At 65.5% G+C, this 14633-nt stretch carries 14 protein-coding genes; 5 read left to right on the top strand and 9 right to left on the bottom strand.

Features of this window, described 5'->3' with window-relative positions; all coding sequences use genetic code 11:
• Positions 1-96 precede the first annotated feature (96 nt).
• Positions 97-840 carry a sulfurtransferase gene (locus tag H9K76_RS11815; RefSeq protein WP_246474977.1) on the top strand — a complete coding sequence of 248 codons (744 nt, stop codon included), beginning with the start codon at positions 97-99 and terminating at the stop codon, positions 838-840.
• A gap of 44 nt (positions 841-884) precedes the next feature.
• Here H9K76_RS11815 and H9K76_RS11820 read toward each other — a convergent pair whose 3' ends face one another.
• The 4 genes from H9K76_RS11820 to H9K76_RS11835 form a co-directional block, all read right to left on the bottom strand.
• The gene (locus tag H9K76_RS11820) at positions 885-1781 is read right to left on the bottom strand and encodes a pirin family protein (RefSeq protein WP_187595643.1); all 897 of its coding nucleotides are present in this window, start codon (positions 1779-1781) and stop codon (positions 885-887) included.
• Positions 1782-1788: 7 nt separating this feature from the next.
• Positions 1789-2205: an OsmC family protein gene (locus H9K76_RS11825; protein ID WP_187595644.1), complete on the bottom strand. Its 417-nt coding sequence runs from the start codon at positions 2203-2205 to the stop codon at positions 1789-1791.
• Positions 2206-2288: 83 nt separating this feature from the next.
• The gene (locus tag H9K76_RS11830) at positions 2289-2732 is read right to left on the bottom strand and encodes a DoxX family protein (protein ID WP_187595645.1); all 444 of its coding nucleotides are present in this window, start codon (positions 2730-2732) and stop codon (positions 2289-2291) included.
• A 151-nt stretch (positions 2733-2883) separates the two neighbouring features.
• The gene (locus H9K76_RS11835) at positions 2884-3819 is read right to left on the bottom strand and encodes an adenylate/guanylate cyclase domain-containing protein (RefSeq protein WP_187595646.1); all 936 of its coding nucleotides are present in this window, start codon (positions 3817-3819) and stop codon (positions 2884-2886) included.
• Between the two features lie 290 nt (positions 3820-4109).
• On the opposite strand from H9K76_RS11835, the gene H9K76_RS11840 reads away from it, so the two are divergent.
• Positions 4110-4709 carry a TetR/AcrR family transcriptional regulator gene (locus H9K76_RS11840; protein WP_187595647.1) on the top strand — a complete coding sequence of 200 codons (600 nt, stop codon included), beginning with the start codon at positions 4110-4112 and terminating at the stop codon, positions 4707-4709.
• Between the two features lie 98 nt (positions 4710-4807).
• Here the strand turns inward: H9K76_RS11840 and H9K76_RS11845 are convergent, their stop codons facing one another.
• The 5 genes from H9K76_RS11845 to H9K76_RS11865 all read right to left on the bottom strand — a co-directional run bounded on the left by H9K76_RS11845 (position 4808) and on the right by H9K76_RS11865 (position 9281).
• A complete protein-coding gene (locus tag H9K76_RS11845; RefSeq protein ID WP_187595648.1) occupies positions 4808-5257 on the bottom strand; it encodes a hypothetical protein in 450 nt (149 codons plus the stop codon).
• Positions 5258-5277: 20 nt separating this feature from the next.
• A complete protein-coding gene (locus H9K76_RS11850; RefSeq protein WP_187595649.1) occupies positions 5278-5982 on the bottom strand; it encodes a YebC/PmpR family DNA-binding transcriptional regulator in 705 nt (234 codons plus the stop codon).
• 88 nt (positions 5983-6070) lie between these two features.
• The gene (locus H9K76_RS11855) at positions 6071-7228 is read right to left on the bottom strand and encodes a CoA transferase (RefSeq protein ID WP_187595650.1); all 1158 of its coding nucleotides are present in this window, start codon (positions 7226-7228) and stop codon (positions 6071-6073) included.
• Positions 7229-7293: 65 nt separating this feature from the next.
• Complete coding sequence (locus H9K76_RS11860; RefSeq protein WP_187595651.1) at positions 7294-8298, bottom strand: tripartite tricarboxylate transporter substrate binding protein; 1005 nt, start codon at positions 8296-8298, stop codon at positions 7294-7296.
• A gap of 107 nt (positions 8299-8405) precedes the next feature.
• Complete coding sequence (locus H9K76_RS11865; protein WP_187595652.1) at positions 8406-9281, bottom strand: HpcH/HpaI aldolase/citrate lyase family protein; 876 nt, start codon at positions 9279-9281, stop codon at positions 8406-8408.
• Positions 9282-9369: 88 nt separating this feature from the next.
• Here H9K76_RS11865 and H9K76_RS11870 point away from each other — a divergent pair, with 88 nt between their 5' ends.
• The 3 genes from H9K76_RS11870 to xdhB all read left to right on the top strand — a co-directional run bounded on the left by H9K76_RS11870 (position 9370) and on the right by xdhB (position 14538).
• A complete protein-coding gene (locus H9K76_RS11870; RefSeq protein WP_187595653.1) occupies positions 9370-10293 on the top strand; it encodes a LysR family transcriptional regulator in 924 nt (307 codons plus the stop codon).
• A gap of 127 nt (positions 10294-10420) precedes the next feature.
• Positions 10421-12076: a xanthine dehydrogenase small subunit gene (gene xdhA / locus H9K76_RS11875; RefSeq protein WP_187595654.1), complete on the top strand. Its 1656-nt coding sequence runs from the start codon at positions 10421-10423 to the stop codon at positions 12074-12076.
• Positions 12077-12105: 29 nt separating this feature from the next.
• Entirely contained in the window at positions 12106-14538 is a 2433-nt protein-coding gene (gene xdhB, locus H9K76_RS11880; RefSeq protein ID WP_187595655.1) for a xanthine dehydrogenase molybdopterin binding subunit, read from the top strand.
• The last annotated feature ends 95 nt before the right edge of the window (positions 14539-14633 follow it).

The raw sequence follows: 14633 nt of genomic DNA on the forward strand, positions 1-14633 counted from the left end.
CGGCCTTTCTCGCGCCGACAGACACTTTCCTGCACCTTTGAGCCCATGCTCCCGGTGTCCCGTCGGCCTTTTTCCGAACTCCAGGGTCTTCCTTTCGTGCATCCGGTCCTCAACATCTCCACCTATCTGTTCACGCCCCTGCCCGATGCCGCGGCATTGCGTGAGCTGCTGCTAGAGCGTGCAACCACCGCCGGACTCAAGGGCACGATCCTGATCGCCGAGGAAGGCATCAACATGTTCCTCGCCGGTGATGCCGATGCCGTGCGCGGCTTCGTTGCCGAGCTGAAGCGGGACACACGGTTTGCATCACTCGACCCCAAGGAGAGCTGGTCCGACCACCAGCCCTTCCGCAAGATGCTGGTGAAGGTGAAGAACGAGATCATCCGCATGAACATGCCGGCGATCCGTCCGTCCGCGGGCCGCGCTCCGTCGGTGTCGCCCGAGACACTGCGGCGCTGGCTCGAGCAGGGGCAGGATGACGAGGGCCGGCCGGTGGTCACGCTCGACACGCGCAACGCCTTCGAGGTCGACCAGGGCACGTTCGACCATGCCATCGACTGGCGCATCGACAAGTTCACCGAGTTTCCCGCGGCCCTGCGCGAGCACAAGGCAGAGCTGGAGGGCAAGACCGTGGTGAGCTTCTGCACGGGTGGCATCCGCTGCGAGAAGGCGGCCATCCTGATGGAAGAGGAAGGCGTGCAGAACGTCTACCAGCTCGAAGGCGGCATTCTCAAGTACTTCGAATTGACGGACGGCGCGCACTACAGCGGCGGCTGCTTTGTCTTCGACGAGCGCCGCGTGGTCGACACGGCCCTCGACGAAGCACCTCTCAAGCCCTGAAACTCAAGCCCTGAAGCGCCACGCCCCCTTCCTGGAAACGCCCGTCAACGCCTGATGTAGTGCCCCGGCAGCGGGATGCGCTCATCGTCGCCGGGCACCTTGCCGAAAGCGTTGTCCTCCCAGCGCTGGGCCGCCTGCTCGATGAGCGTCTTGTCGCTGGCCACGAAGTTCCACCAGAGATGGCGCGGGCCGTCGAGCGCCGCGCCACCAAGCACCATCACGCGCGCAGGCACCGGGCCGGCCTTCAGCGTGTGCGGTGCGCTGCCCGAAGGCAATGGCACCAGCGTGTGTTCCGCGATGGGCTCATGATCCAGTTGCACGGGGGCGGTCACGGTGTAGATCGCCACCTCCTCGGCCAGCGCGGGCAGTTCCAGGCTCGCGCCGGCATCAAGCTCCAGGTCGACCAGCAGGGTGTTGCACAGCGTCGCCACCGGGGAGGTGCGGGCCCATGCCGATCCGATGAGCAGCCGCACCGCCACCGCGCCCGAGCGCCAGGCCGGGATATGCGCGGCCGGCGTGTGCGCGAACTGCGGTTCGGCCTGTTCATGCGCATGAGGCAACGCCGCCCACAGCTGCAACCCGTGGTTCACATAGGTGCTGCCGGCATGCGATCGCGGGCGGCGCTCGGAATGGACGATGCCCCGCCCCGCGGTCATCCAGTTGATGTCGCCGGGCACGATCTGCTGCTCGCTGCCCAGGCTGTCCCGGTGCATCAGCGCGCCCTCGAACAGATAGCTCACCGTCGCAAGGCCGATGTGCGGGTGCGGGCGCACGTCCATGTGCGAAGCGGGCTCCACGGTCACCGGGCCGAAGTGGTCCAGGAAGATGAACGGGCCGACGGAGCGCCTGGGCAGGGACGGCAGGAGACGGCGCACCTGCATGCCGCCACCCAGGTCCTTGTGCAACCCCGTCAGCCGCAGCAATGGCTCGCGCGCGCTCATCGCAGGCTCACGCTTCGCCCGGCAGGCGTTCCAGCGCGGTGCTGATTTCCGTGGTCACCTGCGTCATGAGCTTGTGCACGGGACATTTGTCGACCACGCGCTGAAGTTCAGACCATTGCGCATCGCTCAGATCACCGCTGACCTGCAGGCGCACCGACAGCCGGTAGGTGCCGCTGCGCTCCCCCGACGCGTCCCGCTCCACGGCCGTCTGCACATCCTGCACGGCCCATCCCTTGTGCCGCGCATACCACAGCAGGGTCAGCGCCTTGCAGGCGCCCAGGGCCGAATCGTAGAGATCGTGCGGATCCGGCCCGCTATCCTGCCCGCCTTCCGCGGGCTGCGCATCCACCGTCCATACATGATCGCGGATCGTCAGGCGCTGCGACATGGGCGCATCGCTGACTCGTTCAAGCCGTACCGTCATGGCACTCCTCCTTGCTTGTCCGCCCCTGCGGGCGGGAGTTCACGGCCTGTTTCGCCGCCCCGTTTTGCTGCTCCGCTGTCAACTCAGGTACGCCGCGCCATGGATCCATCCACGCTCCACGCGCCCGCACCGCACACCGAGAGGGCCAACAGGCCGCCCGCAATCGCCATGTTCTTGTTGAAGTTGATCTGCTGGGGCGATACGTCGGCACCCTGCAGCGTCCAGTAGGCATGGAAGATGACCGCGGACACCACGGTGAACAGCGCAAGTGCCCACGACGCCCACCGGGTCCTGAATCCGAACAACACCGCCAGCCCGCAGCCCACTTCCGCGAGGATCGCCAGCACGGCCATCACGTTGGGCATCGGCAGGCCCTTGGAGGCAATGTAGCCAGCCGTTCCCGCAAATCCCACGATCTTGCCGATCCCCGCGGGTACGAACAGCCATGCGATGAGCACGCGTCCAGCCAGCAGCAATGCCGATTCGCAACCGGACGAACGACCGATGTGTGCGGTAGAGGTAGCCATGGAATTCTCCTTTGGATGAATGGTGCAACGATTCAGGCGCGCTTGCAGCGCAACCCTAACCGCACTATTCCCCGAACTTCTGTAGGAGCAATTCGCATGCGTGCACCTGTCGATACATTTGCACGGCCGCCATGGAAGCACGCCACCTCGTTCAACGGCCGATGGACATGCTCTGGCCGGTGATCTGGAAGCTCACGCGCGGTGCATCCGGCGCGGTGAACGGCAGGCTCAGCGAGAACTGGCCCGAACCATGCAGGATGCAGCTGTCACGGCGCAGTTGCACCGGGGCATCGTTGCCCTCGAACATCACCCAGGTACCGAAGCTGCTCATGTCGGTCAACACAAAGGAACCATCGCGCCAGTCGATGCGTACGTGAAAGCGCGAAACACGTGGGTCATCGATGTGCATGTGCGCCTCGGATGAGCGTCCCACCTGTACCGGTGCATCGGTACTGTCGAACACGTGGCGGGTGCGGCCCCAGGCGAACTGGATCTGCACGGCCCCCATGCTGTCGAGTGCCCCGAGGTCGGTCAGACCGGCATGCTGCGTCATCGGCTCGGGACTTTCGTCCGTACGCCACTCGATCTGGTACATCAGGACGGGCTCGGCCTTGCCTTTCACACTCAAGTGGCCAAGGCGCACGAGATGGGCATTGGGAAGGTCGGCGCCCGCCGTTGCCACCGCTTCGGTGGCCCAGATTTCACCGGGAGCCGATCGGTCGCACAGCCGCGACGCCGTATTGACCGCATCACCGTAGCAATCGCCCGCCACATCCAGCACTTCGCCGCTGTCCAGGCCCATGCGCAAGGCGGGCCCCAGGTTGCGCGTGGGCCAGAGGATATGGTCGCGATGCTCGCGCATGATCTCCAGCGTGCAACGCACGGCCGCCGAGGATTCGGGAAACAGGCACAGCAACCCGTCCCCAAGGGTTTTCACGACGCGACCCCGCCTCTGCTGGACCTTGGCAGTCATCCAGTTCAGAAGCTCGGTGACGGCCAGCGCCGCGCGTTCATTGCCCAACGTCTCGTACAGCGAAGTGCTGCCCACGATGTCGGCGAAAACAACAGTTTTCAGTGCCTCAGTCACACTGACGACCCCTTTTGGGCAATCCGTGAAACACGGAGGAACCCCCTCTTTGTTATTGGGAATGCATGGCGATTGTTTCGCAGCATGTCTGTGGATCTTAATCCCACAATCACAATTGCAAACCAATTATGAAGATTTAGCCGAGGAAATGGTACCCAGGCAACCCGCTTTCATGACATTAATTGTCAATTCCAATTTATTCATGACAAGGCATCAATTGTCTCGATGGACGGTCGGAATGAACAGCATCGCCCTGCCCCGCTGCCGGCCTTGACCGATAATGAAGGGTTATGACAACTTCGGCAAAACGTCTGGATTCCGCTGCCCGCAGGGCGCAGCTGCTCGACGTCGCCGACCGCGTCTTCACCGCTCACGGCGTCCATGCCCCACTGGACCTGATCGTGGAGATGGCCGGCGTGGGCCGCGCCACGCTCTACCGGCAGTTTCCCGATCGCCACATGCTGCTGCTGGCGCTGATGGAACGCTCGGCCCAATGGCTGGCGACCAGGGCTCGCCGCCTGGCCCACCGCGACGATGCCTTCTTCCGGCTGCTGGACTACATGGCTTCGCGCATCGTGCGGTCGCCCGCGTTGTCGGACTACTGGCGCACCACGCGCATGAGCGACCCGCGGTTCTCGGATGTGTACCAGGAAGTCCTGAATGCCTTTGCGCCCCCCGTGGCGCGCGCACAACGCGCAGGGCTGCTGCATGCCGACGTGCGCGCGGACGACATCCCCCTGCTCGCCAGCATGCTGGCAGCCGGGCTGCGCGGCGAGACCGATGCAGAGCGTCGCCAACTTGTGGGACGCGCACTGTGCATCGTGCAGCGCGGACTGACACCTTCAGCGCCGGGCGGTTGCCTGCCCGGCACGGTCAACGACCTTTCATGATCCTCGTACACCTTCTGCTCACGAATTCGCTGATCTTCCACATCGCCACGTGGCAGTTCCATCCGTGAATCCTTTCGCCTTGGCTCCGGGCCCGTGCTTCAGGCCGGCTTCCTGCGCGCAGCCGCCGCAATGCCGCGCGCCATGCGGGCGTTGTAGACACTGAGCCGCGAGAGCCCCAGCTGCTCCGCGATACGGGCATCTGAGTCCGTGCCCAGCAATGCGACGGCACTGTCCGTCCAGTCAAAAGGCTGGCCCTTCGCTCCCGCTGCCGCACCTGCGGCCGCGATCCCCAGTTCCTGGCGCCTGGCAATCACGCTGGCCTTGCTGATGCCCCATTCCCGGGCGAGGTCGGCATCAACCTCCCTGCCCAGCCGCGCCAGCATCGATTCGGTCCACTGGACATGGCCGAACGCAGGCACATGGAGCGCCTTGCGCTTGAGGCTCACCGTCTTGGCCGTGGTGCCCCAGCGCTCCGCCAGCACGGCATCCTTGTCCGTGCCCAGCAGCCGGAGCATCTCGTCCGTCCACTCAATGGCAGTGCGGCCCATGCGAAGCGAGGTTTACGGTATCAGTCGACCAGGCCGGCGTACACGTGCTGCGTGTCGTCGTCGTTCTCGAGGCCGGCGAGGAAGGCCTGCACTTCCTCCATGGCCTCCGCGCTCAGCGAGGCTGCGCTGATCGGGTTCTTGGCCTTGTAGCCCAGCTTGGCCGAGAGCACCTTCACGCCCTGGGCAGGCAGCGCCTTGCTGACCACATCCAGGTCCGTGGCATCGGTGATGAACAGCGTCACGCCCTCTTCGTCGCCTGCCTCGAAATCCTGCGCTCCGGCTTCGATGGCGGCCATTTCCATGTCGGTATCGGCATTCGCGGCTTCACCCTCGATCAGGCCCACATGGTCGAAATCCCATGCCACGGCGCTCATCTGGCCCTTGCGGAACAGCACGCGCATGTTGGGCGCCGTGCGATTGGGATTGTCGGTCAGGCATTCCACCATCACGGGAACGCGATGCGGCGCGTAGCCCTCGAACACCACGCGCTCGTAGTTCACCGCATCGGCACCCGCGCCCGAGCCCTTCTTGATCGCACGCTCGAGCGTGTCCTTGGGCATGGATGCCTTGCGCGCGGCTTCAACGGCCATGCGCAATGCAGCATTGCTGGCGGGGTCGCCGCCGGCACGCGCCGCGACCGTGATTTCCTTGACGAGTTTGCCGAACAGCTTTCCCTTGGCATCGGCCACCAGTGCCTTGCCCTTTGCTTTCCATTGCGCGCCCATGGCTGCGATCCTTGGTTTTGTAGTAAACCGCTGATTTTCGCGCAGTTTTTGAAGCCCGAGAGGCCCGCATTGGCTCTCAAGGCCTCCATCACCCTTCGGCGCGCGTTCTCAGTGCCTCCGTATGCTGCCCCAACACCGGCGCGGCAAACGGCTGCGGACCGGGCGTGCGGTCGAATTCCACGGCCCGCGTGAATCCGCGGTAGCTGCCCAGAGCGGGATGCTCGAACGTCGCGATCATGTCCTCGGCCTGCACCTGCGGGTGGTCGAACATGTCCTCCACCGCGCGTGCTGCCGCGCAAGGGACTTCCTCGCCGAAGAGGGCCTCCCATTCAAGCGCCGTGTGCGCGGCCAGCGCCTCGCGCAGCCGGGGAACGAGCTCGTCCTTGTGCAGGGCGCGCTTGCGCACCGAGTCGTAGCGCTCGTTGGCGGCGATGTCGTGCAGGCCGGTCCTGGCGCACAGCGCCTCCCAGAAATGCTGCGTATTGGCCGAGAGATAGATGTAGCCCTGCCGCGTCGGATGCAGGCCCGTGATGCCCCCCGATCGCATGTCACGCCCCACTTCGCGCGGCTCGCCCTCGGCCCAGACCAGGCGTGCGGACTGCATGGTGAGCGCGGCGCGCAGCAGCGACACGCCCACGTGCTGCCCAAGGCCGCTCTTCTCGCGCTCGTACAGCGCGGAGGCCACCCCGCCCGCAACCAGCGCTGAAGCGTAGTAGTCAACGACCGAGCCGTACAGGATCTCCGGCGGGCCGCCCGCCTTGCCCTGCATTGCGCACATGCCGGTCATGGTCTGCAGCACCTGGTCGTAGCCCGCCTTGGCCTTGAGCGGCCCGCTGCTGCCGTAGCCCGTCACGCTGCAATAGATGAGGCGCGGGTTCATCACCGACAGTTGCCCGAACCCGATGCCCAGTCGCTCGGGCACTCCGGGACGGAAGTTGTGCACCAGCACGTCCGCCTCCCTGACCAGCTTCATGAGCACGGCATGGTCCGCCTCCTGCTTCAGGTCGAGGACCATGCCCCACTTGCTGCGGTTCACCCCCAGGAATGCACGGCTCTCGGCCTCCAGCGTCGACGGGTATTTGCGCAGGTTGTCACCCGCGGGTGGTTCGATCTTGACCACTTCCGCCCCTTGGTCCGCAAGCAGCGAACAGCCATACGGCCCTGCGATGTAGGCGCTCAGGTCCAGCACCCGCACGCTGCTGAGCGGGCCCCTCGGGCCCTTGCGTTCAGTGGGAGCAAAGCTCATTCTTCAGATACTCCATTGGTGTCATTCACGCGGCAGGTTCAACCGTGCCGACTCGGGTCAGGCCGTCAATCCGCGACGATGCTGCGCACTTTCGCCAGCTTCTTCCAGCGCTCCACATCCGACTTCACCACATCGCCGAACTGTGCCGGCGTGATGGGCGCGACCACCGCGCCCTCCCTGAGGAATTGCTCCTTGAGCTCGGGTTTGGCCAGCGCCTGGTTGACCGCCTTGTTCAGTGTGTTGACCACACCGGCAGGTGTTCCAGCGGGCGCGAGCATGCCCCACCACAGGTCGAATTCATAGCCCGGGACGGCCGTGGCCATGGGTGTCAGTTCGGGAGCAATGGGGCTCGGCTGCAGGCTGGTGATGCCCACGGCCTTGAGCTTGCCGTTGCGGATCATCGGCAGGATGGACGGGCCGCTGGAGATCAGCATCTGCACCTGGTTGCCGATCACGTCGGTCACCGCCGGGCCCTGTCCCTTGTAGGGCACGTGGGTGATGTCGAAGCCCGGGACCATCGAGCGCAGGTACTCCGTGGCCATGTGGTTCACGCTGCCCGTGCCCGACGTGGCGTAGTTGAACTTGCCGGGCTGGGCCTTGATCGCCTTGACGAGTTCGGCGGGCGTGCTGGCCGGAAAGTCGTTGTTGACCGCGACCACCATCGGCCCCTTGGCAAACATGGCGACCGGTGCGAGGTTCTTCACCGGATCGAAGGGCATCTTGGGCTGCACGCCGGCATTCGTGGTCATGCTCGAAGACACCGCCACCAGCGTATAGCCGTCGGGCGCTGCCTTGGTTACGAACGCGGTTCCGGTGTTGCCGCTCGCCCCGGGACGGTTGTCCACGATGACCGGCTGCTTGAGGATGTCGCCGATCTCCTTGGCGATCTGGCGCGCGAACACATCGTTCGATCCGCCCGGCGGATACGGCACGATCAAGGTGATCGGCTTGCTCGGATAGGCATCGGCCGCCGCCAGGGCGGGCGCCGGGGCCAGGGCCGTGAACGTGAGTGCCATCGACGCGAGTGCAATGCGGCGACGTGTGGAAGAAAAATCGGTGGTGCGTGTCATTCAAGTCTCCTGATGGGTTCGAGTTGTAGTGATATGGCGATGGAACGATGTGCTGCGCGCAGCCTGGGTGCAGGTGTGCTCGGCGGGAGCGGCCGTAGTAGCCGTGGTCAGCCGTCCGCAATCAGTCCGAGCGAACGCGCCGTGGCCACGATCGCCTGGGCGCGCAGCACGAAGGGCCGGTCGATCATCTTGCCGTCGACCACATAGGCGCCCACGGCCCGTGCGTCCGCCTGGCGCGCGGCCTCGACCACCTTGAGTGCATCGTCGATGTCCTTTTGCGAAGGCTGAAAGACCTCGTTCGCAATGGCCACCTGGCTCGGATGGATGCAGGTCTTGCCGAGAAATCCCATGCGGCGCGAGAGCTCGCATTCCGCGCGGAAGCCCTCGGCATCCTGGATGTTCGCGAAGGCGCCGTCATAGGCGAAAACGTCCGCTTCGGCAGCCGCCATGCGCACCGCGAACATCGCTTGCGCAATCGCGGCGGGCTCGCGGCGATGAATGCCATAGGGCTCGAACAGGTCGCCCAATCCCAGCTGCAGGCCTTTCACACCAGGATGTGCGCATGCCAACTCGGCGCCGGTGCGCAGCGACTTCGGCGTCTCCATGTTCAGGAGCAGCCCTGGTGCGCTGGCGACCCCGTTTGCGCGCGCTGCGGCGGCGATCGCCTCGGCAGCGCGCACGACCTCAGCCACACCTTCGGGCTTGGGCAGGTTGATCAGGTGCACCCCCTGGCGCACGACCTCGGCAATGTCCCGCTCGAAATGCGGCGTGTCCATGGCGTTTACGCGCACGATGATGGTCTTGCCGTGGGGTGCCTCGAGCGCGCCGCTCAGCAGGAAGTCGCGCAGCACGGTGCGCGCCTCGTCCTTGCGCGCCTCTGCCACCGCATCTTCCAGATCGAAGGACAGGCTGTCGGCCGCGCCCGCCAGCGCCTTGGCGAACAACTCGGGGCGCGATCCCGGAACAAACAATTTGCTTCTCATCCGTGCATTGTGGATTCAGCACGAACTCAGAAAAATACAGCTACCATTCGTTCAAACACAAGAAAAACTATCTTTTGAACCCCCCATCATGGAAACCAGCTACCTTCAAAGCTTCATGCTCGTGGTCGAGACCGGCTCCATGGCGGAGGCCGCACGCCGCCAGCGCATCACGGCCGCGGCCATCGCGCAGCAGATGCGCACGCTGGAGAAAGAGTTCAAGGCGCCGCTGCTCACCCGCGCCGGCCGCACCGTGGTGCCAACACCCGCAGGCCACCGGCTGAGCCAGAGCGCGCCGGCCTTGCTGCGCGAGCTTGCCAACGCACACACGCTGGTGAACAGCGACGGCGATGGTGGCGAACTGGTGGTGGGCACCATCAACACCGCACTGCACAGCCTGCTGCCGGACATCCTGGCCGATTTCGTCAAGCAGCGCCCCCGGGTGAAGGTGTTCCTGCAGTCGGCCGCTACACGGCAGCTCTACGACGCTATTCTCCAAGGCCACATCGACGCCGCGGTCTGCCTCTACCCGACTTTTGCGCTGGCCAAGACCTTCGATTGGGCGCTTCTACGAGAGGAACCCCTGGTGCTGCTCGCACCGCGCCATCTCGCGCACCTGCCACCGCACGAGCTGCTGCGCACCCAGCCGCTGATCCGCTACGACCGCAACCTGGGGGGCGGCCAGATGGTCGACCACTACCTGCGCGCCGCGCGCATCACCCCGTTCGAGCGCTTCGAGCTCAGTTCGCTGGTCGCCATTGCCATGATGGTCGACCGAGGCCTGGGCGTGGCGCTGGTGCCCGACACCGCACTCAATCTGCCGGACGGCCAGAGCGTGGTCCGCCTGCCGTTGCCGGAAGCCACCCAGGCGCGACGCTTCGGCGTGATGTGGCTGAGATCCTCTGCCCGATTGCCCCTGATCCACTCCATGGTCGACAGCGCACGCCGCGTGCTGGCGCAAGCCAACGCACGGGGATTACCCGCAGGAGCCCTAAAAACACGGGTAAACCCTTGAAAAATCTCGATTTTTCAAGGGTTTATATGTGCTGTCGCATAGCGCCTATGAACTCCCACATATGAAGAACCCCATGCCTTGGGACTAACCTCGGAACCAACTCCCACGACATATTGGTTTCCCTGGCATGAACACCCCTTCCCCCCTCCAGCCGACGACTCAGCCGATCCGCTTCTACCATCGTGGTGAAGTGGTCGAGGTCAGTGGCGTGCATCCCACCCGCACCGTGCTCGACTGGCTGCGTGAAGACGCGCACTGCACGGGCACCAAGGAAGGCTGCAACGAAGGCGATTGCGGCGCCTGCACCGTGGTGATCGGTGAACTCGCCGGCGACGGCGTCTCGGATGCGATCGACGGACTCACGCTGCAGACGGTCAATGCCTGCATCCAGTTCCTGCCCACACTGGACGGCAAGGCGCTGTTCACGGTGGAAGACCTGAAGAATCAGCAGGTTCACACAGCCTGTAGCGGCGCCGACAAGGCGTCCTGCGACTCGCACCCGCACTCGCGTGCAAAAAGCAAAACCATCCCCCTGCACCCCCTGCAGCAGGCCATGGTGGAGTGCCATGCATCGCAATGCGGTTTCTGCACACCCGGCTTCGCAATGTCGCTGTGGTCGGTCTATGAACAGCACCAGGCCGCGGGCTCTCGCCCTTCGCGGCAGCAACTCGCGGATGAGCTTTCGGGCAATCTCTGCCGCTGCACGGGTTACCGCCCGATTCTCGATGCGGGGCAGCGCATGTTCGACCTGCCCGCTGCGCGCCTCGATGCGGCTCCCGTCGTGCACGCGCTGCAGGGCCTGCGCGAAGCGCAGACCGCTTCGCTGAACTACGCGGCGACCGCAGCAGAGGCCAGGGATCGCTTCTACTCGCCACGCACGCTGGACGAACTCGCCGCGCTGCGCGACGCCAAGCCTGCCGCACGCGTGCTGGCCGGCTCCACCGATGTGGGCCTGTGGGTCAACAAGCAGTTCCGCGATCTCGGCGAGATCATCTACATCGGCAACGTGGATGAACTCAAGGCGGTGGAGACACGCGGCGACCAGCTCTACATCGGCGCGGGCGCCTCGCTGGAATCGGCATGGAAGGCACTCGCCACGCGTGCCCCCTCGCTCACCGACGTCTGGCTGCGCTTTGCCTCGCGCCCGATCCGCAATGCGGGCACCATGGGCGGCAACGTCGCCAATGGCTCGCCCATCGGGGATTCGCCGCCGGTGCTGATGGCGCTCGATGCGCAGATCGAGTTGCGACGGGGCGAGCGCGTGCGCAGCATGCCGCTCTCGGCCTTCTACATCGACTACATGAAGAATCACCTGGAGCCGGGCGAATTCGTGCAGGGACTCTCCCTGCCCCTCTCCGCCCTCTCCGCACCGGGCCTGCACCTGCGCGCCTACAAGATCAGCAAGCGTTTCGACTGCGACATCTCGGCGCTGTGTGCCGGCATGGCCGTGGAACTGGAGGGTGACACGGTGCGCGCGGTGCGCCTGGCCTACGGCGGCATGGCTGCCACGGTCAAGCGCGCAGCGAATGCAGAGGCCGCGCTCGTCGGCCAGCGCTGGGACCAGCAGGCCGTGAAGAACGCGCAGGCCGCGCTCGCCCAGGACTTCAAGCCCATGAGCGACATGCGCGCCAGTGCCGCCTACCGCCTCAAGGTGGCCCGGAATCTGCTGCAGCGCCTGTGGCTGGAAACCCGCGTCGATGGGTCGCTGTCCGCCGAACAGTCCAGCGTGTGGAGCTCCATGCCCCACGACGTATTGCCATCCGCCGAGGCATCGGCCATCTGAACGCGCTTGCAGCAGCCAGGAGAACTTGCATGAACCACCCTGTCGAACCCGGAATTGCCATCGCACGCGCAGCGCAGGCCTTTGCAGACTACGCCACCAACACCGCGGCGCGCATCGACGTGAACGCCGAAGCCGCACGCCAGCAGAACGGCGCCCGCGTGGGGATCAGCCGCGCGCACGAATCGGCCTACCTGCACGTGGCGGGAGAAGCCACCTATGTGGACGATATCCCTGAGCTCAACGGCACGCTGCACTGTGCGCTGGGCCTCTCGCCGGTCGCCACGGGCCGTCTCACCGCCCTGTCGCTCGACGCGATCCGCCAGATGCCCGATGTCGTGACCGTGATCACCGCCGCGGACATCCCCGGTGTGAACGACTGCGGCTCCATCATCCATGACGACCCGATTCTGTGCGACGGCGAGATCCGCTATGTCGGCCAGCCGCTGTTCGCCGTGATCGCCAAAACCCGGGCAGCGGCCCGCCGCGCCGCCGCCCAGGCCAAGGCAGCCGCAGTGATCGAGGCTTCGGGCGACCCGGTGCTCACGCCCCGCGAGGCCCATGCACGCGGCCAGTACGTGCTGCCGCCCATGCACCTTGACCGCTCTACCAACGGCGGTGCCCGCGAGGCCATCGACGCCGCGCCGCGCCGCCTCAAGGGCACGCTCGACGTGGGCGGCCAGGAACAGTTCTACCTGGAAGGCCAGATCAGCTACGCAATCCCGAAGGAAGGCGGCGCGGTGCACGTGCACTGCTCCACCCAGCACCCGAGCGAGATGCAGCACCTGGTGGCGCATGCGCTGGGCATTCAGTCCCACGCGGTGCACGTGGAATGCCGCCGCATGGGCGGCGGTTTCGGCGGCAAGGAATCACAGTCCGCGCTGTTCGCCTGCGTGGCCTCGGTCGCGGCATGCAAGCTGCAGCGCCCCGTGAAGCTGCGGCTGGATCGCGACGACGACTTCATGATCACGGGTCGTCGCCATTGCTTCTGGTACGAGTACGAGGTGGGGTATGACGAGGAGGGGCGGATTCTCGGCGCGGAGATCACCATGGTCTCCCGCGCCGGGCATTCGGCCGACCTGTCCGGCCCCGTGATGACGCGCGCACTCTGCCACTTCGACAACGCCTACTGGCTCCCCGATGTCTCCATGCACGGTTTCTGCGGCAAGACCAACACGCAGAGCAACACGGCATTCCGCGGCTTCGGCGGCCCGCAAGGGGCGATTGCGATGGAAAACATCATGGAGTCCATTGCCACCGAACTCGGCTGCGATGCTCTCGACGTGCGCCGCGCCAACTTCTACGGCACGACCGAACACAACGTCACGCCCTACGAGCAGAAGGTGACCGACAACGTGATCCACGAGCTGGTCGGCGAGCTGGAGCAGACCAGTGACTACCGCGCCCGCCGCGCCGCCATCGCCGCATTCAATGCCGCAAGCCCGGTGCTCAAGCGCGGCATGTCGCTCACGCCGCTGAAGTTCGGCATCTCGTTCAACGTGGCGCACTTCAACCAGGCTGGCGCCCTCGTGCACGTGTACAGCGACGGCTCCATCCTCGTGAACCACGGCGGCACCGAGATGGGCCAGGGCCTGAACACCAAGGTGGCGCAGGTCGTCGCCCATGAACTGGGGGTGAGCTTCGACAGCGTGCGCGTGACCGCGACCGACACCACCAAGGTGGCCAACACCTCGGCCACGGCAGCCTCCACGGGCGCCGACCTGAACGGCAAGGCCGCGCAGGATGCCGCCCGCCAGATCCGCGAGCGTCTGGCCGAATGCGCCGCGCGCCGCCATGGCGGCGATGCAGCCGGCGTGCGCTTTGCCAATGGCCAGGTGACGGTGAACGGCAAGAGCCTCGAATTTGCCCAGCTGGTGCGCGAGGCGTACGTGGACCGCGTGCAATTGTGGTCCGACGGTTTCTACGCCACGCCCGGCCTGCACTGGGATGGCGCGAAGATGAAGGGCCACCCGTTCTTCTACTTCGCCTACGGCGCGGCCGTGAGCGAGGTCGTGGTGGATACGCTCACCGGCGAATGGAAGCTGCTGCGCGCCGACGTGCTGCATGACGTGGGCCGCTCGCTGAACCCCGCCGTGGACGTCGGCCAGGTCGAAGGCGCCTTCATCCAGGGCATGGGCTGGCTCACGACGGAAGAGCTGGTCTGGCACCCGCAGTCGGGCAAGCTCATGACGCATGCGCCGAGCACCTACAAGATTCCCACGGCGAACGACTGCCCCCCGGTGTTCAATGTGCGCCTGTTCGTTGGTGAGAACCCCGAGGACTCCATCCACAAGAGCAAGGCCGTGGGCGAGCCACCGCTGCTGCTGCCCTTCTCGGTGTTCTTCGCCATCCGCGACGCCGTCTCGGCAGCGGGCGAGCATGGTGCCAGCCCTCAGCTGCGAGCGCCGGCAACCAGCGAGGCCATCCTGAACGCCATCGAGGCAGTGCAGGCCGCCGCGGCGTGACCGGCCTGCTGCCCTCCCCTGATTCACCGATCCATCGATTCCTGACCACTTTCCAAGGTCCTGTGCGTGGGGCACAGGACCAACCTTTGGCGCGT

The sequence above is a fragment of the Diaphorobacter ruginosibacter genome (genome assembly GCF_014395975.1).
Classification (GTDB): Bacteria; Pseudomonadota; Gammaproteobacteria; order Burkholderiales; family Burkholderiaceae_C; genus Diaphorobacter_A; species Diaphorobacter_A ruginosibacter.

Bases quoted from the DNA above. Each gene is read 5' to 3' on its own strand.
- H9K76_RS11820 (WP_187595643.1), bottom strand. From the start codon at position 1,781: ATGAGCGCGCGCGAGCCATTGCTGCGGCTGACGGGGTTGCACAAGGAC.
- H9K76_RS11825 (WP_187595644.1), bottom strand. From the start codon at position 2,205: ATGACGGTACGGCTTGAACGAGTCAGCGATGCGCCCATGTCGCAGCGC.
- H9K76_RS11830 (WP_187595645.1), bottom strand. From the start codon at position 2,732: ATGGCTACCTCTACCGCACACATCGGTCGTTCGTCCGGTTGCGAATCG.
- H9K76_RS11840 (WP_187595647.1), top strand. From the start codon at position 4,110: ATGACAACTTCGGCAAAACGTCTGGATTCCGCTGCCCGCAGGGCGCAG.
- H9K76_RS11845 (WP_187595648.1), bottom strand. From the start codon at position 5,257: ATGGGCCGCACTGCCATTGAGTGGACGGACGAGATGCTCCGGCTGCTG.
- H9K76_RS11850 (WP_187595649.1), bottom strand. From the start codon at position 5,982: ATGGGCGCGCAATGGAAAGCAAAGGGCAAGGCACTGGTGGCCGATGCC.
- H9K76_RS11855 (WP_187595650.1), bottom strand. From the start codon at position 7,228: ATGAGCTTTGCTCCCACTGAACGCAAGGGCCCGAGGGGCCCGCTCAGC.
- H9K76_RS11860 (WP_187595651.1), bottom strand. From the start codon at position 8,298: ATGACACGCACCACCGATTTTTCTTCCACACGTCGCCGCATTGCACTC.
- H9K76_RS11865 (WP_187595652.1), bottom strand. From the start codon at position 9,281: ATGAGAAGCAAATTGTTTGTTCCGGGATCGCGCCCCGAGTTGTTCGCC.
- H9K76_RS11870 (WP_187595653.1), top strand. From the start codon at position 9,370: ATGGAAACCAGCTACCTTCAAAGCTTCATGCTCGTGGTCGAGACCGGC.
- xdhA (WP_187595654.1), top strand. From the start codon at position 10,421: ATGAACACCCCTTCCCCCCTCCAGCCGACGACTCAGCCGATCCGCTTC.
- xdhB (WP_187595655.1), top strand. From the start codon at position 12,106: ATGAACCACCCTGTCGAACCCGGAATTGCCATCGCACGCGCAGCGCAG.